The sequence below is a fragment of the Peribacillus sp. NPDC097198 genome, assembly GCF_044762055.1.
Lineage (GTDB): Bacteria > Bacillota > Bacilli > Bacillales > DSM-1321 > Peribacillus.
In genome coordinates, this window is sequence record NZ_JBIWDO010000001.1 from 370,210 (window position 1) to 394,976 (window position 24,767).

Here is a 24,767-nt window from a genome sequence, read left to right on the forward strand (position 1 = left end):
TCATTGAACACAAACAAAAGTCCTGCACATGTGCGCAGGACTTGATTGTTATAGCACTTTCTTTTTCCGGCTTTTTTGTTCTTGAAGCCATTTTTTCAAGAATAAGAAGCCCATGACAAAGGAAATGATCAGGCCGGATGATGTTACCAATACAGCCACCCATTCATACAGTGTGTAATTCATATAATCTTCCAACGTCAATTTCTTTTGCCAATCCTCTATATACAGGTTCATCCCGAATATGCCGGAGATGACCGTATAGATGGTAAGGATTTGCAGCAGGTAATTACTGCTTTTCCCGGAAAGCTTATCTTGGTTTTGGTACAAGTAGGAAAGCGTTTCTTTCACTTCTTGATAGAGCGGTTCGATCCTGAATACTTCTTTCGTCATTTTGAAGAGCTCTTTCCCTGTGAAGGTGCTGTTCACTTCAGCAAATAAGTATTTCGCCGAAAACTCGGTGATCATGAAGATTAGCAATTCCGTATCCGACTGGTCTTTTTCCACATCGATCTGGGAATGGTCATGAGCCAGCTTCAACAGGACTATTTTATAATAGAAGTAAAGCAGCATGGAATAGAAGTGTTGCCCGTACATTTCACTCGCAAGTTGGTTCTCTAGCTTGCCTGTCGCTTTTGTGACACAGGCAAAATGCCCCTCGCTCGTGACATAATACGTTTCCTCCCCCCAACGATCGTACACCCTCTCCTTGTAATACTTGTCAATATAGTTCGGGTTCAGGGCGCCGACATAGGGTTCTCCATCATTATCATATCCATTTAACTGACTCGTTCGGTATAAATCCGTTTTGGTAATTTCCCGATCCTTCGGGAGATTCGTATAACTGAGGACAAACATGCGTTCATCCACGAAGAAAGGCAAACTTCCGAAGTAGGATGTGTGGTCTTCTTCGTCATCAATATATTTCTCAGCAGGAGGGATTAACTCATTGAAGACAAAATCTTTCACGTAATCATACTCATTATTCCTACAGCCGACCTTCATCTCGATTTCATCTTCCGCAATGGGTTCGAGAATCCGGAACGTATCCGTGAAATAAAGGACATCATCATAAGGAAGGTTCTCAGGCAATGTAACCCGGATATTAATCATCCCGATATGAAACGGGCAAATATAGATATCAATGGAGTTGATTATAAAAGCCGTTTTTAAGAATGGCGAACGGAACGTACATCCCAGATCCATTTTCTTCGAGAAACGGCGTATGCCCTCTTTCTGTTTTGAACTGCTTGGAAACAAAATGGGGACAATATTCGGCATAAAGTATTGCTCCAAGTTACGATGGGAAACTTTATGATTGCCATAAAAATCGTCCTGCAGGTCCATATTATCCAGGTCCAAAAAGACAAAGTCATCCTTAAGCAACCGTTTGACAAACCCTTCGATTTTATTTCCTTCTAGCATGAACGGAAAAATAAATTGTTGGAAGGAGCGCTTGGTACGGTCGTTTTTTTCATTACTCATAGCCATATTTTTTTCCTCCGCCTTGACCGGGGTTCTCCGGTTCTCATTCACGTGCTCTTATTCACTTACCCCAGTTCTATCAAATAAAAACGAAGCATAATATGGTAAGAAAACGGACAAGCTTCTATTCCCCTCCACTCCTTATTGAATGGAAGGTAATTTCTGGTTTAAACAACCACAAAAAGGGTACAAAACAAATAAGAAGAATTTGGTAAGGGGGCGACAACGTGAAATCTGATACGAAAAAATACCATTTCGAGTTATTAGAACGGGTAAAACCTACGGAATCAAACGACCGGAAGCGGATGAGCGAATTCATAAAAAAAATGAAAAACAATGCACAAAACTCCCAATTAACAAGCAAAAACTCATGACATATGAGATGTCATGAGCTTCTTTACGTTCTTAATATGCAACTTTTTTCTGATGATCTTGCCCCACGCAATTTTGAATGCCAATTACGTCCAAAAAGTGTTGAATTTTTTTCATAGAGCTCGCCTGGTATTCATCCACGATGGAAAACTCTTTTATATAAGCGATTTTTTCTTGACTACTCGGGTCAAGGAGTTCATCTGTATCTATATCATCCTGGTTGTATTTTTTCTCATTTGATTTCTTGCATGTGTAAACCACAGCTTCCCCAACCTTCTTGGCAGCCCTATCAAAGTAAAAAGAAAATACAATGGCACATTCGTCATCATAAAAAGAGGGTTGAACTTTCATATTAATATCAATCATCATTCTTCCACCTCTCTCTGTTTTGTTACTCTTACTATAACAAACTTTCTACATGCATCCATGTGTTCATATAGCCCCTCACGTTTCTTCCACATCTTCCTATGCCCCCTTATATTGACAAATCATGGATAAATATAACTAAAGGCATATGCTTGAAAGAATATTTTAGATAAAGGCAAAAAAAAAAGACACCTCCTGAAGAAGATGTCTGAAAAACATCAATTTTTAGCTTTTTACATGTAAGCCTGGCAATTCATGAAGACCTGGCAATTCAGTAGGAGCGATTACAAAAGCAGCGATAATAAGTAAAGAGATCGCTAATGCCTTAGTATTTTTTTTCATAGGTCATTCCTCCTCTTTTCGGTAAAAAATATTGGTTAATATAGAAAAAAATTCTATAGTTATATTTAACCACACTTTTTAATATTACAAATTTCTACTTAGAAATCTTTTTACACCGTTAAACAAAGATACTTGGCCATTTTACCGATTTTTCGTTATGAAATATAACTCTAGGCATATTTTAAGGAGAATCAATATGGATTTTTTCGCTGTTGGACAGAAAATTAAAGAACTACGGAAACAGATTGGGCTTTCACAGGAGGAATTAGCATCGGGAATTTGTACGCAGGCTCAAATCAGTAAAATTGAAAAGGGAGATGTATATCCCTATGCCTCTACTCTCTACCTAATTTCTCAACGTTTAGGCGTTGATGTGAACTATTTTTTCGATATTGGAATGACCCCTCGGCTAGATTATGTTGAGGAAGTTATACATCAGCTTAAAATAGCTAGAAGAACCCGAAATTATGAAGAAATGCAACAAATCGTGAAGATGGAAGAAAAGAATCCTCTTTTCATCCAAAATAAAAAGAATCATCAACTGATTCTTTGGCACAAGGGCATCTATGAATATGAAAAAAATAAGAATCTAGAAAAGGCAACGGATTTGTTTAAACAGGCTATTGCCCTTACCCATACTACAGATAAAATTTTTTCTGAACGAGAACTAGAGATTTTAAGTAGCCTCGGTGTACTATATATGGATGAAGAACAATATGATAAAGCGTTTTCCCTACTTCAGAAGGCATTGGACCATTTAATAGCCCTTCCTTTTTTGACAGACAAGACGTTAAGAACTCGTTTAACCTATAATTTTGGTAGAGTATTAACACGTTTAGAACGATATGAAGAATCTATTAACTATTGCCGTGAAGCAATAAAATGGTGCTTAGCTAATGATCAATTGTATGCTTTAGCTGACTTATATTATCACCTTGGATATAATTTTGAACTACTAGAAGACTACGAATCTGCCATATCTTTCATAGAAAAATCTGAATTTCTCTTTACTCTCCAAAAGAATGAAGTTTTTATCACGTTTATCCAAAATAAGCTTAACAGTTTAAAAAGACAAAAGAAAAACCAGTAAGGCTTGTAAAACTCTCGCCATTCCCAACCCGGGAATGGCTTTTCACATTCCCACCATAAACATATTCCAAAACCTGTATACAACATTTCAAATTCCAAGCCCAAATGAAGTATAATAAAGAGATGACCTCGAAATGGGTGCCGGGAAATGGGGTCTGACCCCTTACCGAATACTCCATACCCTTGACTGGCAAAGGTTTTTTGATTTTTGTTAAGTCTGGGAAATAGGGTCTGACCCCCGCATGACGTAGGTTTCATAGTTCTGTGGGGTTTGGAAGTAATGAAGGATTTGTGTGGGGTTGACGTGTTTGCTTGGTTTTCCTGTTTGGAAGACTTTGTAGCTGCTCCACTTATAATCGGCGGGGTTTTTGACGATATTGGCTTGTACAGGGTTTAAATGGATATAACGGCTCGTGGCAGTGAATTGCTCAATTGATTCGATTAAGACGGAATGGTAACGGCCTTGAAAGAGGTGACCATCATGGTCATGCCGTTTATTGAAGGAGATGGCATAGCGGGAATTCAGCTTATGCATAATATCACTAATCGGGTGTTGTTTCGTTTCGAGGAGAAGATGCACGTGATTCGTCATGAGGCAGTAGCTATGGAGTTCGAAGTAATACCTTTCTTTCGTTTCCTCTAAATAACGCAGGTAACGAAGGCGATCCTTGTCGTCTAAAAAAATATCACTGCGGCGGTTGCCGCGGCTAGTAATATGGTACATCGCACCAGGGTACCATATCCTCGGTCTACGAGGCATGAACATCATCCTTTCCTATGCCGGGAAATAGGGTCTGACCCCCATCCGGTGTTGTTAAAGTACTGATATATCAATGATAATACAAAAATATAATTTTGGGAAATGGGGTCTGACCCCTAAAAGTGACCCCAAAAAGGAGGAGAGTATGGAGCGGGAGTTGTTGTTTGTTGGGGAGCGGCTGGCGGAGTTGTTGGAGGCCGGTGATCCGGATGATTTGGCTGTTGTGAATGAGGGTCTTCAGTTATATCGCCAGGGGCTCGTTGATCTGAAAGAGGAAGCGGAAGACTTGATTACCGCGGAGGTGCAGGATGTCACGCGCTATAAGGCAAGGCTGAGTTTGCTTTTCCCTCAGGATGGAAGCTGTACCTGCGATTCCAGGTTTATTTGCCGACACCAAATGGCCGTATTCTTCTCCGGATATTCCGAGCACGCCAGTGTGTCCGATTGGGTTAGCGAATGGAACGCGCCAAAATCCACACCTACCCAGGCTTTGCAGCAGGTAAAGCGGGCAAGTGAAATATTTAAACATACAAAGGAGAAATCCATCATTTTAGAAAAAAGCTATCCATCATGGAAGCAATTCGTGCACGATACCTTCACTGAGCAAGTGGAGCCTTATATAGAGGAACCGCCTTACATGATTGAGAATCATATACAGACTTTCTTTAAACGTCTCAGCTCCAAAACCCCGATGGAACGGGAATGGAAGCTGCTTTATCATTTTGTGACCCATTTTTGTACATTGCAGCTGACTATGAGAATGATCCAGCTACATAAAAGCAACACCCAAGCGGTCCGTGTCTTTTATGCGCTCGCCGCCGATTTGGCCGAAGAGCTTCATGAAACGGTGCAGCCACTTAGCAGACAGGCCCGTCCCTTTGCTTTTGACCCCTTCGTCTTTAGCATTAAGGAAGATGTAGCGAAGCTACTGGATGGCAGCGAAGGGTTGGAGTATGAAAAAATCGACCTCTACCGGGAAATCTGGAGCTACCTGTTCACCACATCTTCGTGGCGTAAAGAGGAGCTGAACCGAGTTCAGGAGGAACTGCCCAAGCAATATGCAGGCACGACGGAGCGCATTTCCTATACCCTGGCTACGATTCACCTATCTTTGATGGAGAATCAGGACCGACAAGCGATCGAGCTTCTCCACGAATTGAAGAAGGAAGCCTGTCCGTATATTTTTTATTGGCTGGAGTTCCTTTCCGATTCAGAGGACCGTACCCGGGCCATTCCTTTCATTGAATTCATCAACGCCCATGTTCAGGAATTCTTAATTGACCTATCCGATTATTATCAGCGGGTCGATTTTGTCCGGACCTTCACGACCCTGATCACCAGCTGTTGCTTTAAGTTGAAGCGGAATGATTTGCTTGAGAAATTCTTCCGGGCTACCCTTCCCCATAGCTATTGGAACTATGCAAACTTTCTTTTTGAACAGGGCCAATATAAAAAATGGGTGGAGATGCATATCTACTCCGAAATCAGCATTGACTTAATAAGCACTGAATCCATCAAGGAAGTCGTCTCGAAAGATCCGGAAGTGATGCTTCCCCTCTATTATCATGCGGTACAGGAAAAAGTGTCCTTGAAAAACAGGCCAGCCTATAAACAGGCAGTCCGTTATTTGAAAAAGATGCGTACCATCTATAAAAAGATGAAAAAGGAAGAGGTATTCGAACGGTATATGCAATATGTAGTCGATTCGACGAAACGACTGCGCGCTTTTCAAGAAGAATTAAAAAGGGGAAAGCTAATCGATGTTTAATACAGGAAAATTAAAAATCAAAATAGCGGCTCTCGAAAATGGATCCTACGTCCTCGGTGTCGTCAATGAAGAGAATAGCTTCCTCAATACGAGTTACATTCGTAGACTGCTGTTCAACTGGGATGACGCCAGTTTTTATGGCACAAAAATGACGACAGATACAATAAACGAAAACCCTGTTTTCATTCTTGATGCCTGGGGACTGCTGAACTTTTTTGCGAAGGAAAGCTTTAACTCCTTTATAGAATGGGAATGGTCCGAGCTCTCATCCTTATGCCTATCCGCAGCCCCCGTACTTCATGAATCGATTGAAGCGGGGATTCCTGTGCCTGATTTCACGAATTTACAGTTGGACTCCATCGGCTGGAAACTGCCGGAAGAGGTCGAAGAAGAATTCCTTCCTTCCTTTTGGGAAGAGGAGATTCCTTTGGACCTCCCTTCACCTGAAGTGGAAACCAATCGGACTTTTATCGAGAAATGGTATAATGGCGCCGCTAATATGTATTTGAAGACCTACTCGCCGATGCACAATAAATGGAGCGAAGCAGTTGGGGCCTTAAAAGATTCAAGGCTTTCTCCGGAAGAGTTGCAGGCCTTTTTCGATCAGGACAGCTGGCAGGAATGGCTTGGCGTTAATCCGGATCCTAAACCCTTCACCATCGGTCTACGCTTAACCGAACCACCTGAAGGAAATGGCCCATGGAAGCTAGACGTCACGCTTCGCTCTAAAAAAGATGAAAGCATCATCGAAACGTATACTGGCAAGAAATTGCCGCGTGGCTGGAATAAGTACGCAAGTGAAGTCGTACGGGCGACGAAACGCTGGCAGCTCGTCGTCCCATGGATTGGGGAAAAGGGCCGGTTAAAAAGCGAGCTATCCGAAATCGATGCCTGGGAGTTTTTGACCGATGCAAGCGAAAAGCTGCTATTTCTCGGTGTCGAAATCCTCCTTCCATCCTGGTGGGTCGCTTTGAAGGAATCCTCCCTCAAAGTGAAGGCAAAAGTGAAGAGCCAATCGAATCGCGGCCCTTCCTACGTTGGGCTGAAAGCATTGATGGACTTCGACTGGAGATTCTCCCTGAATGGTAAGGAGCTCACTGAGTCCGAGTTCGCGGAGCTCGTCGATGAGAAACGCAGGCTTGTCTATATCCGCGGCCAATGGGTCAAGCTCGACCCCGCTTTCATCAAGCAAATCCAGAATCTGATGGAAACTGCCAATGAAAAAGGCATCCAACTGACTGATTTGCTGCAACAGGAGCTTTTAAATAGTGAAGGGGAAGAAATCGAGGATGACCCGGAAAACGGCGAAATGCTCCGAATTCAATTCGAATTGAATCAGGAGCTTAGAAAAATGGTCGGACGACTACGGGAAACCAAGAACATTTCGATCATGCCAGTCCCTGGGACACTGCAAGGTGATTTACGTCCCTATCAAAAACTGGGCATGAGCTGGCTTCTGTTCTTAAGGGAATATGGATTTGGCGCGTGTCTCGCGGACGATATGGGACTTGGGAAAACCGTCCAGATGATTGCCTACCTCCTTTATGTCAAGAATGCCGAAGCGACTGACAAGGAGCTACCTACCCATGAAGAAAAGGTACAAACGAGCGAACCCATCATTGTCGATGAGGAAAGTGAAACGGAAAGCGCCGATGAGGTCGAAGTAATCACCAACCCGCCTGAGCATGTTCCTGTTCAGGCCGCGTTGATTGTCTGCCCTACATCGGTACTCGGAAACTGGCAGAAGGAACTGGAAAAATTCGCTCCATCACTCAAGGTTCACCTTCATTACGGTTCGAGTCGGTCCAAGGGTGATGCGTTCATTAAAAAAGCTTCTACCCACGACATCATCTTGACTTCGTATGGCCTGACCCACCAAGATGTGGAGGAATTGTCCTCCATCCATTGGAGCAGTGTCATCCTAGATGAAGCTCAGAATATCAAAAACGCCCAAACGAAGCAATCCAGGGCAGTCCGCAAGCTTGATGGACGTCATCATATCGCCTTAACGGGTACACCGATGGAAAACCGCTTAAGCGAGTTATGGGCCATTTTTGATTTCATTAACAAAGGCTACCTGGGAACGCTTGGTCAATTCCAGGAAAAATACGTGACCACCATCGAGCGGGAAGAACAAAAAGATAAAATCAAAGAACTGCAACGCTTAATTCAGCCCTTCCTGCTCCGTCGGACAAAACGGGATAAAGAGGTCGCATTGAACCTTCCTGATAAGCAGGAACAAAAAGAATTCGTGCCGCTCACCACCGAGCAGGCTTCATTATATGAACAGCTAATCAAGGATACCTTTGCCGATATCGAGCAGTTGTCCACCTTTGAACGCAAAGGGATCATTCTGCAGATGCTGAATAAACTGAAACAGCTCTGCAATCACCCTGCCCTTTATCTAAAGGAAACTGAAAAGGAAAACATCATGATGGCAGCTAGCCGATCCGGGAAGCTTGAGAAGCTAACTGAAATCGTGGATGCTGTCCGCGAGCAGGAGGAAAGCTGCCTCATTTTCACCCAATACATCGGTATGGGGAACATGATGAAAAAACTGCTTGAAAAACGCTATGGCTTTGAAGTTCCCTTCCTGAACGGAAGTGCGAACAAGAAACAGCGTGATGATATGATCACCCGCTTCCAAAATGGCGATTTCCCCATCTTCATCCTTTCGTTGAAGGCTGGGGGCACAGGCCTGAATTTAACGGCGGCAAACCATGTCATTCACTATGATCGCTGGTGGAATCCTGCGGTTGAAAATCAAGCCACTGACCGTGCCTACCGCATCGGGCAACAGCGGTTCGTTCACGTTCATAAATTGATATGTACCGGGACGCTTGAAGAAAAGATCGATCAGATGCTCGACAAAAAACAGGCGCTGAACGATGAAATCATCAGTAGTGATAACTGGATCACAGAACTTTCCACTGATGAAATCAAGGACCTCGTCTCTCTTCACTAAGTTTTGCTAGTTAGACCACTCAATAGCTTTCCTGATTAATCGGGTTTCAAGCTATGGGTGGTTTTTCTTTTTGTGTTCCAATCTTTCGGATTGACTATAAAAAAAGATTGGTAATTTCCATGACTGATCATGATGTGCTCCAATGCCGTTGTAAGCGCTTCACCTTTATTGGGCAAATATCTCTCTGAGCGTTCTTCAATGATGACCTTTTCTCTATGGGGATCATATGTGATCGAAGTCTTAGCCATATCCTTTTCAAAAAGCGAAAGGGTTACATCCGGAATAAGCGGATATTCTTGATAAGACGAATCGTGCCGGGGTTCCTTTTCAAATGGAGAATTAGCAAGTTGAAGTGCATCAAAGAAACTCGTTTTTGCTAGTGACCTATCATAATTTTCATATTTAACTGTAACACCACGACCATATTCCTTCGTAGTCAGACCTTTTTTAAAATTCATCGATTTCCTCCTCTTATTTAGTTCCATATACCTATTTCGGTATCATCTTTTTATTTTCCTTCTCTATTTCAAAAAAAGAATGCTTCTCATGGATTACGTTATAAGCAACGTAATAATCCATCAAACGTGTGAAAGGGTGCATACGCAGCCTCAACATAAGAAAAGCAGCCCCCTCTGTAAAAAGGGAGCTGCCATTTTATTATCGTTTCGCTTTATAGATGTAGGTCGTTTTCTTCGTCTCATTTCCGGCAATATCCGTGACCTTCCATTCGAATGTATTGTTGCCCACTTCAAGTGGCAACTCAACATCCTCTATCGTTTCTTTGAAAGAACGCATTTTGTATGGTTCTTTAAATTCATGATAGAATACTTCACTTCCGTTCAAGTAAAGGCGGATTTCATCGAAGTTGTCCTCGACGGTCACATCCACTTTCGGGTTCGGTTTTTTGGCCCCTACCATCAGGGGTGCTCCTTTGACCTTCAAACTTGGTTTCTTTGTGTCCACCATGAACATCCGTTTGAAGGAAATGGTATTACCGACTATGTCCGTTGCTTTAACCACGAAGCTTTGGACGCCGTCATTGTATTTCTTTTTATACGAGAATTCGTATTGTTTCTTCTCTTCATTATATTTCACTGGGACATTTTTATCGTCGATCTTGAATTCCTTGATGCCAGATGCCTCTTTAATGTACCCCGTAATCGTCACATTCTTCATATTGGTCACGCTCAACACTTCAGGACTCGTGATAAAGACGGATGGGGCCGCTTTATCTTTTTCAACCGGCTCCGTATCCTGAGTCAAGTCCGCTTCAGCTGTCTTTTCATTACCTGCGAAGTCTATGGCAACAACCTGTACTTTTTCACCCTTAACATCCGGCAGAGTATATTCTTTTGTATCCGCAACAAGCGGTTCTGTTATGATTGATTTCCCGTCTATCTGTACATCGTAATACGCCAAGCCTGATCCATTGACATTATCCGATCCTTCAATGGCAACCACCTTGCCATTTTTTGAAATCTTGACCGTAGGTGCCACTGTATCGACTTTGACAGGGATCTCAAACGTCTGCCATTTAGCTCCCTCATAATCGATCACTGCTTTGACTTCATAGATATATTCACCGTCTGCAACGAGCTTATTATTGATTTTGCCATCCCATTTACGGGCGGGGTCTAACGTATAGGCCGTCCCGCTTCCGCCGTCATAATAGTCCTTCCGCACCTGATTCTCCGTACGGATTGTCCGGACCGATTTTTTCGCAGCATCCATGATGTTGTATTCTACTTTTTTCGCATTTCTCAAGAATGATAGAATCGGGATAAAATCATCCTGCGCTCCATCACCATTCGGGGAGATCGCGATATATTTCCGGTCAAATATCTTTCCAACCGGCTCATAACCCAGGTAGGTAAAGTCTTCACCTGCAGTTGATACCGCCCCAGCCATGCCGTAGTATGATTCTTCATCATATTTCGTTCCGTCCAAGATAGGTGCCTTGTCCCATTCTCCTTTGAACCCTACATATGGAACGTTCAGTTCTGGATTATTGTCTGCCGGGTCTTTCAGTGTCACGAACCCTTCAACAAAGTACCCATTTGGAAAGACCTTATCGATTGCGACTGGCGTCTGGAGGTCGTCCCCAAGCACCTTAGCCTTAGACAGGTCCACCTTCACTTCAATGTTGACCGATTTCTTTGCAGGTATAGTGATTTCTTCTTGTTCACGGTTATTGATTTTTATCGTAGCATCCTGAATTTCCTGTGCTTCTAATTGATTGGCTGCATAACCTAACTGTCCCTGAATCGAATAGTCTGTTTGGATATTCCCCAATACATCATATTTGACCGCTTCGTCACTTATATTTTCAACCTTCAAAGTAAAAGCGAACGTGTTTCCTACCTCTTTCAATGCAACCTTCGCTACATTCGTAAATGCCTCGGTCACGACCACCGGCGTAGCCAACGCGGAATTCAATTGCATGATCCCGGCTCCCTGCCTGCGCGGCGAGTAGGGAATATTCCATCCAAATGCAGCATTGACCATGCCTTGATCGGTTACAGGTCGAGAGGTATTCATCATTAGGTTTTTGGCCAGGTTTGCCCGGTCGAACCCTTTTGCGTTCAAGTCTTTATCGACTCTTTCCAATACGAGGGCAGAGCCTCCCGATACGTGAGGAGCCGCCATCGACGTACCGCTCATCATGCCGTATTCATCATTGTTCAATGTCGAATAGATTTGTCCGCCCGGCGCTGTGATTTCCGGTTTGAAATCAAGGTTCGGTGCGACGCCCCATGAAGTAAAGGCACTCATTTTCCCAGCCTCGGGATTAGCTGATTTCACCTTATCCCCCTTGAAAGTGAGTGTCACTTTTTCACCTTCCGATAAGGCGGCTTGCAGCTTCGCACCATCCGATTTAAGCATGAATAGCTGTGGAATCGTTATGCTAGGCTCTGTTGCCATGGATACGTATCCATCGGCATTGTTATAGATGATGGCACCTGTTGCTCCTGCCTTCTGAGCATTTTGCGTTTTTTCGATAAAAGTGATTCCCCCACGCTCGATAAGGGCAAACTTGCCTTTGACATCCACCTTGGCTAGCTCCTCAGGGGTTCCAAGGCCTGCATCGACTAGTTCGTGCGTCTTTTCCTTTAAAGCGTTAGGATGTACACTGGAAGCCGACATGAACGGTGCTTTCCCTTCCTGCCCGTTCAACTGATAGGTAGCAGCATCTAAATCAAGATAGTTGTTTTCAATCGATGCCACTTGAAGCGAATCATAGGCAAGTCCCGGAGAACCCGCTATGCCGATGTCTGGATTCGTTGCCCATGGATTCGCGAACCCATTTCCCAAGTGGGCAGAGTTTCCTGCCGAAATCGACATCACGATTCCATTTTCCACGGCCCTTGATACGGCCTGTTGCTCAGGATCTTCCTCTGAGACGAAGCCTGCCGTCGAACCAAGACTCATGTTCAAGACATCTGCCCCAAGAATAATGGCATCATCAATGGCCTTGATGTAAATATCCCCCCAGGTCGTCTTCACAGCAGGGTCATTCCCGAACACCTTCAAAGCTAAAAGCTGGGCTTCAGGGGCCACCCCTTTAATGCCGCCATTCTCTTCATCCCCATTAGCCGCTGCGGTCCCGGCAACGTGCATCCCATGCATCGAAGCTCCCTCAGCAAGATCGAGGATTTCTTGATTGTCATCCATATAGTTATATCCGTAAGGGACCTTTTCCGTATAATACTTTCCAAGTAACTGGTTGGCTTGTATCATTTCACTGACTTCCGTTTTCGTCAGTTCCGCCTTTGAAGCATCACTGAGGATCATGTCACGGTGAGATGGGTCAATCCCGGTATCAATGATTCCGACGACCATCCCTTCCCCCGTATAGCCGTACTCCCTCCAAGCTTCCTGGGCTTGGACCAGTTCCTTGCTATATACCATATCCGGTTTTTCAACAGGTCGTTTATATTCATTCGCAATATGTACTTCAGCCACTTCAGGCAAAGCTGCCACTTCTTTGACTTCTCCATATTGTAGCTCTGCACTGAACCCATTCAAGACTGTCGTAAAACTTTCAAATTCCTTTAAAGCTATCTTCTTCTCTTTTACTTTATTTTTCACTTTTTTCTGGCCTGATAGTTTTTTAGACTTTAATTCTTCCCTTTTGCTTTTAGAAAGGTCTTTAAATCGTTTACCTTCCTTAGAGGCATATTCAATGGCCGGGGCTTCCTTCATCTGTACGATAACCCTGACCTTTTCATCGGTTTTGTACTTCTTATCTGTCTCTTCTTTCTTCAACTTCAGGATACTTTCCTGATTTTTCTGTCCCGCATTCTTTCCAATCGAAGGATCAGGAAGATTGGCAGCGGAAACCGTTGCTGTAAATACTAATAGAAAGATTGCTAGAATGGGCAAAATGCGTTTAATCAATGAACGATTCCTCCTATAAAATTAGAATTTTCTATATTTTTCCTTATAGGTATAAAAGTATCACACCCTTTATCATGAATTTAAGAGATAATAGTCACTATTTTCCTAGAAGACTCTAGTATAATATGTTTATTTTTCAATACCTGTCATCATTAAGAGATTATGGAAAATATCAAAGCGCAAAAAAGGCGGTGATTCGGAAAATCACCGCCTCTTCCTCTTTAGTTTTTCATTCTTGGATCCAATGCATCACGTAGGCCATCGCCCATCAGGTTGAAGCCAAGTACGGTCAACATGATGGCGATCCCTGGGAATAGAACGGTCCAAGGCGCCTGAATGATGAACTGTCTCGAATCAGCAAGCATTTTTCCCCATTCAGGTGAAGGTGGTTGTGCACCCAGCCCAAGGAATCCAAGCGCTGCACACTCAATGATGGCGGTCGCGATCGCTAAAGTCCCTTGAACGATGATGGGCGCAAGGCTATTCGGCAGGACGTGGTGAATCAAAATCCGACCATCCCCCATACCAATCGCCTTAGCGGCCGTTACATACTCCTCTTCTTTTACAGTCAGAACCCGTGATCGCAAAAGTCTACCGAACGTAGGCACATTGACGATTGCAATCGCGATGAGTGCATTGCGCAGGGATGGTCCCAATACGGCAACAACCGCTATGGCTAGCAGGATGCTCGGAAACGCCAGTACAATGTCAAAAAGCCTCGAAATGATCGTATCGATCCACTTGCCATAATACCCGGCAATGATGCCGAGGAAAGATCCGACCACTACAGAACCGGCCACTGATAAAAAGCCGACCCATAGAGATAAGCGAGAGCCATAGATGATTCGGCTCAAAATATCGCGGCCGAATTCATCCGTGCCAAACCAATGCTCTGACGAAGGGGACAAATGTTTATCGCTGAGCTTCTGCCCTTCGTAGGAATAGGGTGCAATAAGCGGGGCGAAAATAGCCAGTATAATGAAAAATAGGACAATGCCGAGGCCAACCAGGGCTACCTTATTTTTCTTGAAGCTTTTCCAACCTTCCTTCCAGGGAGAAATGGCTTTTTCCTCTACCTCTTGAGGGGGAATGATCGGCGGTGTATTCGTAACAATTTCAGCCATGAGATATCCTCCCTATTTATATTTAATCCTAGGATCAATCGCTGCATACAAAAGGTCCACAATCAAGTTAATCATGACGAACAAAAAGGCGATGACGAGAATTCCCGATTGAATGACCGGATAATCCCGGTAAAGGATAGCTTCATAGATATATGTTCCAATACCCGGCCATCCAAAGATGGTTTCCGTTAAAATCGCGCCACCCAATAGTAGACCCGTTTGCAGACCGATAACGGTGACCACTGGAATTAAAGCATTTTTCAGGGAGTGCTTATAAACCACCCAGAACATTTTCATGCCCTTCGCGCGAGCCGTCCGGATGAAATCGGACCTCATGATTTCTAGCATGGATGAGCGTGTCATTCTCGCAATGATCGCCATCGGGATGGTTGCAAGTGCAATTCCCGGTAAGATAAGATGTTTCACCACTTCAATGAATTGATCGAATCTACCGGAAACAAGAGTATCTATTAAATAAAAGCCCGTTATCGCTTCCACAGGGTCTCTTATATTGTCCCGTCCAGTAGTTGGAAGCAAGTCCCACTGAATCGCAACGAGATACTGTTCCATAAGACCAAGCCAGAATATCGGCATCGATACGCCAATTAAGGCGACGATCATGGCCGTATAATCAAACCAGGAATTTTGGAACCATGCCGAGATGATTCCGGCATTTACGCCGATGATAACCGCAATGATCATCGCAATCAGGGCCAATTCCATCGTGGCCGTCAAGTAGGGCCAAATTTCCTCTGAAACAGGGGTATTCGTTTTTAGAGAAACCCCCAGATTGCCTGTTAACAGGCCAATTAAGTAATCCCAGAACTGAATGAACCATGGTTGGTCCAAACCAAGCTCCTTTGTCATGGCAGCGACGGCTTCTTTCGTTGCCTGCTGCCCTAATATTACCTGGGCGGGGTTTCCCGGTATCGCCCGAATCATCATGAATACAATAAACGCCATTCCGAGAAGCACCGGAATGAGAGAACCCAAACGTCTTATGGTATAGGAAAACAAAACACTCACCTGCCTTTTTTACACATGGGCTTTTAATCGCCCTTCATTCTTTAAATCTTTAATTCACATGACAAAACCGGGGAGCATACATTCATACCCCCCGGTCCGTACAATTAATTTTCGATTGACACGTTAATTAGAGACTGAGAACCTGTAGGATGCGGAACGAATCCTTTGATTGTCTTAGTACCAGCTAATTGTGGCAACGAATGTACAAGTGGTACCCAAGGTGCTTCTTCATGTATGATTTCCTGTGCTTTTCCGTATAGCTCATTACGTTTCGCTTCATCTGCAGTAGATTGAGCTTCAATCAATAATTTATGAACTTCTTCGTTTGCATAGCGAGAGTAGTTGTTCGAGCCGATTGTATCTTTATCCAATAATGTATAAAGGAAGTTATCGGCATCTCCATTATCACCAGTCCAGCCAAGCATGAATGATGGAGCTTCACCGGCTTGTACTTTTTCCAAGTATGCAGCCCACTCATACGTCATGATATTGGCTTCAATATTGACTTGTTTCAGACTTGCTTGAATGGCTTCAGCGACTTTTTGTCCATCAGGCATATATGGACGTGGTACCGGCATGGCCCATAGATCCATTTTGAATCCATCTTCAAGACCAGCCTTTTTCAAAAGTTCTTTTGCCTTTTCTACGTTGTAATCATAGTCTTCAATTTCATCATTGTATCCAGAGACGGATGGTGGCATTGGATTCTTCGCAGGCTCAGCCGTTCCTTCAAAGAAGTTATCGATGATTTCCTGTTTGTTGATCAAATGGGAAATGGCTTGACGCACTTCCTTTTTATCAAATGGCGCTTTTTCAACGTTAAATCCAAAGTAGCCAACGTTCATGGATGGACGTTCAAAGATTTGAAGGTTTTTGTCCCCTGTCACTTTGCTGATATCACTTGGGTTCAATCCGTCCATTAGGTCGACTTCACCTTTGATTGCTGCATTCAAACGAGCCGAGTTATCTTTGATGACTTTAAACGTGATGCCATCAAGTTTTGGCAATCCTTCTTGCCAATAGTCTTCATTTTTCACGACTTCAATCGTGTCGCCTGGTTTCCATGATTTGAACTTGAAAGGACCCGTTCCAGACGGATTCTTGCCGAAATTGTCTCCATCTTTCTCAACTGCCGTTGGACTTGCAATGGCAAATGGTGACATCGCAACGTTTTTCAAGAATGGTGCTTGTGGGCGTACTAGTGTGAATTCCACTGTGCTATCATCAAGAGCTTTTACTTCTTTAATCACGTGGCCTTCGTCACCTTCAAAGCCACCGAACATGGAAGCATAGTAAGCAAATTTCGCTTCATCCTTACTTGTTGCCCAGCGCTGAAAGTTCTTAACGACCGCTTCCGCGTTGAAATCCGTGCCATCGTGGAACTTAATGCCTGTTTTCAGCTTGAACGTATAAGTTTTCGCATCTTCGGAAACTTCCCATGACTCTGCAAGACCCGGTTCGATTTCCGTATTGTCTTCTCCGTATTTCACAAGTGTTTCATAGATTTGCTGTGTGACGATATAAGACTCGCCATCCGTTACGATAGCAGGATCAAGTGAAACCGCATCTCCGCCTTTACCGTATATTAAAACCCCGCCGCCCTTTGCCTCGCTTGAGCCGCCTTTTTCGTCATCCTTATCTTTCGATGTTGATGATGAACAGCCAGCAAGCGCAAGTGAAATGGCTAAAATACTGGTTAACAATAAAGCTAATGTCTTCTTCATATTCTTCCCCCTATTTTCTATAAATTTATGTATACGTCCTATCAATTATATAAATGACAAGAGACGTAGTGACCTGGTTTGTGTTCCTGTAAAATTGGTTTTACAGTCTTGCATTCTGGCATCGCTTTCGGGCACCTTGTATGGAATGTGCATCCGCTAGGCGGGTTGGATGGACTCGGGACATCGCCCTGCAATATGACCCTATCGCCCTTATATTCTACATCCGGAATCGGAACCGCCGATAGTAAGGCTTGTGTATACGGATGTAGCGGATCTTCATAAAGCCCTTCACTTTCCGTCAATTCAACAATATGTCCTAGATACATCACGCCTACCCGATCCGAGATATGCCTGACGACTCCGAGATCATGGGCAATGAAAAGATAAGTGAGGTCAAAATCCCTCTGCAAATCTTGTAGGAGATTTAACACCTGTGCTTGAATGGAAACATCCAAAGCCGAAACAGGCTCATCCGCGATAATCAGCTTCGGATTGACGGCTAGTGCCCTGGCGATGCCAATACGTTGCCTCTGACCACCACTGAACTGATGTGGGTATCGTTTGGCATGGTAACTGCTTAACCCAACAACCTTAAGTAGCTCCTGCACACGCTTTTTCCGTTCTTTCTTATCTTTGACACCATGGACGATGAGTGGTTCTTCCAATATCTTTTCAACCGTGTGCCTAGGATTGAGCGAGGCGAATGGATCTTGAAAGACCATTTGCATTTCGCGGCGCATCTTCCTCATTTCACGGGTGGATAGTGTCGTCAGGTCCTTACCCTCAAAGTAGACATTACCTTCACTTGGCTCGAGTAATCGAAGCAAAAGTCTGCCCGTCGTCGATTTACCGCACCCGCTTTCACCGACAAGGCCAAGCGTCTCACCTTTGTTTATGGAGAATGACAAGCCATCGACGGCTTTCACCTCACCGATCGTTTTACCGAGCACTCCCCCTTTGATTGGGAAATGCTTCTTCAGGTTTTCTACCTTAACTAATGGTTGAGTCATGCAATGGTGCTCCTTTCGCATCTTCGTACAGCCAACAACGTACTTGTTGCCCTTCATCAAACGCCAGAAGAGACGGGGTTTCATTCAGGCATTGCTCCATCGCATGAGAACAGCGAGGGGCAAACTGGCAGCCAAGTTTGCTCGTACCCGGTTTTGGCACATTTCCAGGGATTGAATAAAGCCGTTCCTTTTTTATGCGCATATCAGGAATCGATTGCAGGAGGCCAATCGTATACGGATGCTTAGGGTTTTGAAAAACCGTTTGCACTTTTCCCTCCTCGACCACCCTTCCGGCATACATGACAATGATACGCTCACACATTTGTGCCACTACACCAAGGTCATGGGTGATCATCATGATTGCTGTATCTGTCTCCTTGTTCAGGTTCTTCATCAATTCTAAAATCTGGGCTTGAATCGTGACATCCAAGGCCGTGGTCGGCTCGTCCGCTATTAGAAGCTTTGGCTCACAAATCATGGCCATGGCAATCATGACACGCTGTCTCATCCCGCCCGAAAGCTGATGAGGGTATTCATCTATCAGTTCTTCGGCTCGTCCAAGCCCAACCAACTTCAACATTTCGACCGCTCTTTGGCGGGCCTGTTTTTTATTCCATTTTCTATGTATCCGAAGTGTCTCCACCAATTGTTCTCCAATTGTGAAGACAGGGTTCAAGCTTGTCATTGGTTCCTGGAAGATCATAGCGATTTCATTTCCCCGAATCTTTCTCATTTTAGCTTCAGATGCGTTGGCAATGTTACTTCCCTTAAACAATATTTCCCCTTCTACCTTACCGGTAGGCGAAGGCACAAGCCCCATGATCGACAAAGAGGTTACGCTTTTCCCACAGCCCGATTCCCCGACAATTCCTAACACCTCACCAGGATTGATATGAAAATCGATGGAGTTCACGACAGGAATCTCTCCATCGTCAGTACGAAAACTCGTTCGTAACCCGTTGACTTCAATAATTGGAATACTCATAATATCACTTCCTTTATATCCATATTTTACATTTTTAATATTATTTGGTTTATTATTACATCAAACTTAACATTTTACAATATATTTTCTTAAAATTCTAACTTAACAGAATAATATTTTTTAATTAGTTCTATAGTATTAGCTTCATAAAAAGAATGACTGTACAAGTACAGTCATTCCAAAAAGGGGAAGAATCAAGCTTTTGATTCTTTTTATGAGAGGATTCGGGGACACTTGCGGGGAAAAGCCAAGTCGGCTTGGGGAAATAGGAAAATAACAGGGACTTGCCACTATTAGTATACTTTTCGAAGGGTATCGCTTTTTATAATTCACCAACTTTCTCTAAATTTGTAACCCTTTTGTCTAATTTTTCATTATGTTCATGTAAATACTTGTTATACGATTCTAATTGGGCTACTTTTAACCTGAGGTGTTTCAACTCATCTTCATTCTCTTTCGTTTGGACATGAGTCTTGGCCACATGTCCAATTAAGTCACCAATGAGTTGTTCTACTCGTTGCTTATCCTGCATCGAACTGAACAGGAGTCGGTTTCGCTTCTGCCCGTTGGAAAGCATTCCACTTTTTTCACTCATGCTTCACCTCCAAGTAAGCTATAAACCAATGTGTTCGAATTCATTTGCCTTGCCATCATTCTGTTGCTTAGTCCCTATGAATTGAACCAGCTCGGCAATAACTTCGGTGACATATACTTTTTTACCCTCTTGGTTGTCATATCTCCTCGTTTGAATTCTGCCAGTAACCCCGACAATCGAACCTTTTTTGCAATATTGTGCTGTATTTTCGGCTGTTCTTTTCCAAAGGGTACAGTGTACAAAGTCAGCCTCGTAATCCCCTGCATTATTACGAAAATTACGGTTCACAGCTAAAGTAATATTGGAAACCGCCTTGCCATCTGGCGTATACCTTAATTCGGGATCCTTCGTCAATCGTCCGACAAGGGTTACCTGATTGATCATCTTCTTCCTCCTTTCCTTTCATGATCTAATCATAAGATTTTCTTTTAAAAAGGGGAAATCGACAAAATGGACGAATGCCACTCATTTTGGCTTTAAAAAACGTTATATTACACCTATAACTCTTTTTTGCAGAAAACTTGTTTACTAAAAAGCTTAAACCTATCAATTTGGACTTTTTTTTACTTTTAGCGTATTTTTAGGTTTATCATTTTAAAAAATCAAAATATTCTAGTATGATATAATTACCTTTAAAAGGAATTAACAGGGATAAATGGGCATTTGACTGTCTTCTTCATAAAGGCAAGGAATGGAGGTATTTAATGAAATCTTTCAAATTAATCTATCTACAGATTGTTACAGAGGATTCACGATTAATTGATATACCCTTAGCCGATGGACTCATCATTAATAAAGAAAATGATATCAGCTCGTGGCTCCTAGAGGCTTTTGTGGCAGAAAAACATTTTCATGAGTTTGCATCCTCACTTCCTGATATTAATGGAGAAGTGACCATTCAGGCTGTTATAACGAAAAAAGACAATGAACCCGCTTTATTCGATACCGTCCTGCGCACCATTAAAAAAGTCGATGGTCACTATAGCCTTTTATTTGTCGGCCATATCAAAAAAAACCACACAAAATATGCAGAACTTCTTCTTGAGGATTTAGTCTATAAAGGCTTGGAGGGCGAGGATTTAATCAGGGAATTCAAGAAAAAAATTAAATCCAGACCTAAACTGGCCACCTATAAATCGTCCATAAAATAAAAAACTGGCTTAGCTGAAGGGAATAACACCCGCTGCTAAGCCAGTCCTCTTTATATGCCTTTTATTTGTTATCTTTGCCTTTTTTCTCAGCATCTTCAATTAAATCGTCAGAATCATTGTTGTTGTTCGTTGTATTGTTATTGTCATCGCCATTCATCGTATCATCATTTTCGATCATACCGTCGTTATCCGTATCAAGATTGTTATTATCGTTTCCAGTGCCTCCATTATCATCGACACCATCATTTTGATTTTCTTCGATCATGTTGTCATTCTCGGGTGCAGGATTGTTGTCATCATCATTTCCACATCCAGCAAGGAACATGGCAGACATCAAAGATCCCCCGATTAGCGCATAAAGTCTTTTCTTCATCATGAGTAGGTAACCTCCCTTCATTCTTTATCATTTAGTATTTTGCCCGAATGTAAAAATAACTTGCGCCTTATTTTTAATTAGTAAAATATGCTTGAACTTCTGCATATAAAAGATGCCGGACATAAATGTCCGGCATCAAAGGGAGAAAAAATGGTTGTAAACAACTAACTGCAGTCATTGTAGCTATCAGCTGCATCGTATATGTATTATGTACACCTAATTCGTCTTCTTAAACATTCTTGCTCAAAATGGCCATGTTTAGCCCTTTTAAGCTTATTTATCTCCAAAAGCGAACATGATTTCCGTTTCACAGGCAACTTCGCCATCTACTGTTGCGACCGCTTTTCCTTTACCAACCGATCCCCTTAACCGAATAATTTCTACTTCGAGGCGGAGTTGATCTCCCGGTTTTACCTGGCGCTTGAAACGACAGTTATCGATTCCTGCAAAAAAGGCCAGCCGCCCTTTAAATTCTTCTTGTTTCAATACTGCTACAGCACCTACTTGCGCTAACGCCTCCACAATCAATACACCCGGCATAACAGGGTAATCCGGAAAGTGGCCATTGAAAAATTCTTCATTGGCTGATACATTTTTTAATCCTACAGCTCTTTTCCCATCTTCCACTTCAATAATCCGGTCAACTAATAAAAAAGGGTAACGATGGGGGATGATGTCCTTTATCTGCGTAATATCTAACATGGCTTTTCCTCCTAATAATGATATTGCCTACTTTTAACGAAAACTCGCCCCTCCCTTACATAGGGAAGAGGCATGTTGTTGCCAATTGAAATTTTCTAAAACGGTGGCAACTGCGTCGACAGACTATTTCTATGCATCTTCATTTACAATATCGATGATATGGGTCCATGTGGATTTCTTGAAAACATCCGTTGCCTGCCCTCCGCCAATCACACTATAGCCTATTAGTGAACCGGCAAGTAAAGCGATGAATATCAATCCGATGATCATAAGTAAACGCAGCCAGATCGGCAAAAGCCGGACCTTGATTCTTCGGTTCGGTTGCGTTGTTTTTGCTTCCTTGACCTCTTCACTCACTTCTTGTCTCATTACACTTTTTTGTTCCATGCCCATACAAAAGCTCCTTTTTCAGAAAACTCGCCGAATAAAAGCGTCTTGGCTTATACATAAATAGAAGCATCAAATCACATGCCATGTCAAAATGAATGAGCGTCAACGGTCCTCTTTGCTAAAGTATAATGAAAAACGCTTCAATATGAAACCTAAAGCCATGATTTTATACCCTATCGCGCTTACCGAATCCCATTAATCAGTCCACCCATTTGATCGGCCATCGTTATCGCCCGGGATTGAAATTGATATTGACGTTGGGCATTGATCAAATCCGTCATCTCTTTTGATAGATCGACGTTTGATGATTCAAGTGAACCTTGTTTCACTGCGATTTCCGTACGGTCATCCCCCGTCAATAGCGTCATGATGTCGTCTTCCGCAACACCCAATTCACCGAGGTTGCCCGGGAGCCCCAACAGATTCCCCCCCAATTGTTCCAGGAATTGCGGTTTTTTTACAGAAACGATACCAAGACCGAAGCTTCGCTCTCCATATTCTTCTGTATCCACATTCACTAAACCTTCTTCCGAAACCTTAATATCTTTGATGCTGCCATCAATTAGAATCGGATTCCCATATTCATCAAGGACTTGATGTCCGGCTGAGGTAACGAGCATCATTTGATCTGGGTTCGCCTCGTTAGGAGAAAGATAAAAAGCACCATCTCTCGTTAAACGAGTGTTGGTCCCTCCGTCATCCTGTACGTTTACCGTAAAAAATAGATCTTCCTTCGTCAATGCCACATCCAGGTTGCGATTGGTGTTCTTTAGCGAACCTTGTGTCAGCACGATTTGGGATGGATTTAATTTAGCACCCGTTCCCTGACGAATGCCCGGTGTGGTCAGCCTTCCGATTTCCTTCGTCTCACTCGGCTGATTATTAAAACTTTGGGTTAACATATCACTAAAGCTGGTTTGCGTCTTTTTATAAGCCGTGGTATCCACATTAGCAATATTATTGCTGATCTGATCAATTTGACTTTGAATTTGGTTGAGTGTATTCGTCGCGGATAACATCGTTCGATTCATAGACATTCCCCTTACTGTTCAAATTTCCCAAAGATTCCTTCTACAAATCCATAATTAGAGTTTCCCCACTTCATTAACCGCTTTATCGAGACTCTTATCATAAGCTTGAAGGACTTTTTGATTCGCTTCAAAAGATCGGTACGCCGACATCATTTCCGTCATCGTCCTCGATTGATCGACATTAGATCCCTCAAGGAAACCTTGTTTCGTTGAGAAGGTCAATCCTTCTGCTGCATGCGCATTGGGCAATTCATTATCGACAGCCCTATATAACCCTTCGCCATCTTTCACGAGCTGTTTAATGGGGTCGTCTGCATAACCGATGCCAAGGCGGGCCGCTTGATTATTGCCTTCAAAGATTATTCCCTTTTCGGTCACGGTGAAGCGATCATTCTCAAGCTGTATCCGTTCATTGTTCTCATCCAATACATAATAGCCTTTAGAATTCGTCAAATAGCCTTGTCCATCCAGAGTGAAACTGCCGTCCCTTGTGTAACGCATTTGCCCGTCTTTATCTTGGACGGTATAAAGGACCGACCCGGCCTTCCCCGTTTCCTCATTGATGGGAATATTTTCATCTGCTAAGGCAATATCAGTACTAAGCTCCGTTTCTTCAAGCGTCCCTTGCGTGAACAATGGATTCGCTTCTTGTACATAAACGCCTGTACTAAGACTGCCCACTTGAGATAGCTTGGGCACGCTTAAATGGTTATCGGTAGGTATTGCATTACGCTGCATATTGCCAAGTAACATTTCCGGAAAAGACCGTACACTGGTTTGGTCGGCTTTAAACCCGGTTGTATTCGCATTGGAGATATTATTCGTTAACATTTCTGTGCGTCTTTGCTGTGTAAGCATTCCAGAAGCGGCTGTATAAAAACCTCTTAACAATTTATTTCACTCCTCATTCCACAAAAGTATTCCGTTCATTCCCTATATGTATCTTATCGGATATAATCGTCTGTATTTAAGGGGAAAATAAATGCTTGGTCCAGAATCATTCATTTCTTGTTTTAGGATAGGTCAGATTTAAAGGAATAGTGTTAAAGTTCCAAACTAAAAGAATAGGGTCTATTGCTCATCAGTACTAGAACTGCACGGACTTTCACTA

General features: G+C 43.1%; 22 protein-coding genes. 5 read left to right on the forward strand and 17 right to left on the reverse strand.

Annotated features, from left to right (window positions below):
- Positions 1–48 precede the first annotated feature (48 nt).
- Positions 49–1,488, reverse strand: a complete 1,440-nt coding sequence (locus tag ACIQXQ_RS01755) for a magnesium transporter CorA family protein (protein WP_402954794.1) — start codon at positions 1,486–1,488, stop codon at positions 49–51.
- 221 nt (positions 1,489–1,709) lie between these two features.
- Here ACIQXQ_RS01755 and ACIQXQ_RS01760 point away from each other — a divergent pair, with 221 nt between their 5' ends.
- Positions 1,710–1,856 carry a hypothetical protein gene (locus ACIQXQ_RS01760; protein WP_402954797.1) on the forward strand — a complete coding sequence of 49 codons (147 nt, stop codon included), beginning with the start codon at positions 1,710–1,712 and terminating at the stop codon, positions 1,854–1,856.
- Positions 1,857–1,887: 31 nt separating this feature from the next.
- Here the strand turns inward: ACIQXQ_RS01760 and ACIQXQ_RS01765 are convergent, their stop codons facing one another.
- Positions 1,888–2,220, reverse strand: a complete 333-nt coding sequence (locus ACIQXQ_RS01765; protein ID WP_402870447.1) for a hypothetical protein — start codon at positions 2,218–2,220, stop codon at positions 1,888–1,890.
- A gap of 538 nt (positions 2,221–2,758) precedes the next feature.
- On the opposite strand from ACIQXQ_RS01765, the gene ACIQXQ_RS01770 reads away from it, so the two are divergent.
- Positions 2,759–3,652, forward strand: a complete 894-nt coding sequence (locus ACIQXQ_RS01770; protein WP_402954800.1) for a helix-turn-helix domain-containing protein — start codon at positions 2,759–2,761, stop codon at positions 3,650–3,652.
- A gap of 210 nt (positions 3,653–3,862) precedes the next feature.
- On the opposite strand, the gene ACIQXQ_RS01775 is transcribed toward ACIQXQ_RS01770, so the two are convergent.
- The gene (locus ACIQXQ_RS01775) at positions 3,863–4,411 is read right to left on the reverse strand and encodes an REP-associated tyrosine transposase (RefSeq protein ID WP_402954803.1); all 549 of its coding nucleotides are present in this window, start codon (positions 4,409–4,411) and stop codon (positions 3,863–3,865) included.
- Positions 4,412–4,556: 145 nt separating this feature from the next.
- Here ACIQXQ_RS01775 and ACIQXQ_RS01780 point away from each other — a divergent pair, with 145 nt between their 5' ends.
- Both ACIQXQ_RS01780 and ACIQXQ_RS01785 read left to right on the forward strand, forming a co-directional pair.
- Positions 4,557–6,179 (forward strand): hypothetical protein, encoded by a 1,623-nt coding sequence (locus ACIQXQ_RS01780; RefSeq protein WP_402954807.1) that lies wholly within the window; start codon positions 4,557–4,559, stop codon positions 6,177–6,179.
- Positions 6,172–9,144: a DEAD/DEAH box helicase gene (locus ACIQXQ_RS01785; RefSeq protein ID WP_402954810.1), complete on the forward strand. Its 2,973-nt coding sequence runs from the start codon at positions 6,172–6,174 to the stop codon at positions 9,142–9,144. The genes ACIQXQ_RS01780 and ACIQXQ_RS01785 overlap by 8 nt, the downstream gene beginning before the upstream one ends.
- Positions 9,145–9,179: 35 nt before the next feature.
- Here ACIQXQ_RS01785 and ACIQXQ_RS01790 read toward each other — a convergent pair whose 3' ends face one another.
- The 9 genes from ACIQXQ_RS01790 to ssb all read right to left on the reverse strand — a co-directional run bounded on the left by ACIQXQ_RS01790 (position 9,180) and on the right by ssb (position 20,390).
- Positions 9,180–9,602 carry a hypothetical protein gene (locus tag ACIQXQ_RS01790; protein WP_402954813.1) on the reverse strand — a complete coding sequence of 141 codons (423 nt, stop codon included), beginning with the start codon at positions 9,600–9,602 and terminating at the stop codon, positions 9,180–9,182.
- Between the two features lie 199 nt (positions 9,603–9,801).
- On the reverse strand, positions 9,802–13,542 hold the full coding sequence (locus tag ACIQXQ_RS01795) for a S8 family serine peptidase (RefSeq protein ID WP_402954816.1): 3,741 nt from the start codon (positions 13,540–13,542) through the stop codon (positions 9,802–9,804).
- 221 nt (positions 13,543–13,763) lie between these two features.
- Entirely contained in the window at positions 13,764–14,666 is a 903-nt protein-coding gene (locus ACIQXQ_RS01800; RefSeq protein WP_402870427.1) for an ABC transporter permease, read from the reverse strand.
- A 12-nt stretch (positions 14,667–14,678) separates the two neighbouring features.
- Complete coding sequence (locus ACIQXQ_RS01805; protein ID WP_402871314.1) at positions 14,679–15,683, reverse strand: ABC transporter permease; 1,005 nt, start codon at positions 15,681–15,683, stop codon at positions 14,679–14,681.
- A 113-nt stretch (positions 15,684–15,796) separates the two neighbouring features.
- Positions 15,797–17,416, reverse strand: coding sequence for an ABC transporter substrate-binding protein (locus ACIQXQ_RS01810; RefSeq protein WP_402954819.1), 1,620 nt, complete (start codon positions 17,414–17,416; stop codon positions 15,797–15,799).
- A gap of 41 nt (positions 17,417–17,457) precedes the next feature.
- Positions 17,458–18,426 carry an ABC transporter ATP-binding protein gene (locus tag ACIQXQ_RS01815; protein ID WP_402954822.1) on the reverse strand — a complete coding sequence of 323 codons (969 nt, stop codon included), beginning with the start codon at positions 18,424–18,426 and terminating at the stop codon, positions 17,458–17,460.
- Positions 18,407–19,411 (reverse strand): ABC transporter ATP-binding protein, encoded by a 1,005-nt coding sequence (locus tag ACIQXQ_RS01820; protein WP_402954825.1) that lies wholly within the window; start codon positions 19,409–19,411, stop codon positions 18,407–18,409. The genes ACIQXQ_RS01815 and ACIQXQ_RS01820 overlap by 20 nt, the downstream gene beginning before the upstream one ends.
- 322 nt (positions 19,412–19,733) lie before the next feature.
- Entirely contained in the window at positions 19,734–20,006 is a 273-nt protein-coding gene (locus ACIQXQ_RS01825) for a hypothetical protein (protein ID WP_402954828.1), read from the reverse strand.
- Between the two features lie 18 nt (positions 20,007–20,024).
- Positions 20,025–20,390 carry a single-stranded DNA-binding protein gene (ssb, locus tag ACIQXQ_RS01830; protein ID WP_402954831.1) on the reverse strand — a complete coding sequence of 122 codons (366 nt, stop codon included), beginning with the start codon at positions 20,388–20,390 and terminating at the stop codon, positions 20,025–20,027.
- A 320-nt stretch (positions 20,391–20,710) separates the two neighbouring features.
- Between ssb and ACIQXQ_RS01835 the strand changes: the two genes are divergently transcribed.
- On the forward strand, positions 20,711–21,157 hold the full coding sequence (locus ACIQXQ_RS01835) for a YwpF family protein (RefSeq protein WP_402954834.1): 447 nt from the start codon (positions 20,711–20,713) through the stop codon (positions 21,155–21,157).
- Between the two features lie 61 nt (positions 21,158–21,218).
- On the opposite strand, the gene ACIQXQ_RS01840 is transcribed toward ACIQXQ_RS01835, so the two are convergent.
- The 5 genes from ACIQXQ_RS01840 to ACIQXQ_RS01860 form a co-directional block, all read right to left on the reverse strand.
- Positions 21,219–21,533, reverse strand: a complete 315-nt coding sequence (locus ACIQXQ_RS01840; protein WP_402954837.1) for a hypothetical protein — start codon at positions 21,531–21,533, stop codon at positions 21,219–21,221.
- Positions 21,534–21,806: 273 nt separating this feature from the next.
- Positions 21,807–22,235, reverse strand: a complete 429-nt coding sequence (gene fabZ / locus ACIQXQ_RS01845; RefSeq protein ID WP_402870407.1) for a 3-hydroxyacyl-ACP dehydratase FabZ — start codon at positions 22,233–22,235, stop codon at positions 21,807–21,809.
- A gap of 129 nt (positions 22,236–22,364) precedes the next feature.
- Positions 22,365–22,628, reverse strand: coding sequence for a DNA-directed RNA polymerase subunit beta (locus tag ACIQXQ_RS01850; protein ID WP_402870404.1), 264 nt, complete (start codon positions 22,626–22,628; stop codon positions 22,365–22,367).
- Positions 22,629–22,807: 179 nt separating this feature from the next.
- Entirely contained in the window at positions 22,808–23,656 is an 849-nt protein-coding gene (locus ACIQXQ_RS01855; protein WP_402954840.1) for a flagellar hook-basal body protein, read from the reverse strand.
- 54 nt (positions 23,657–23,710) lie between these two features.
- Positions 23,711–24,547 carry a flagellar hook-basal body protein gene (locus ACIQXQ_RS01860; RefSeq protein WP_402954843.1) on the reverse strand — a complete coding sequence of 279 codons (837 nt, stop codon included), beginning with the start codon at positions 24,545–24,547 and terminating at the stop codon, positions 23,711–23,713.
- Positions 24,548–24,767 lie beyond the last annotated feature (220 nt).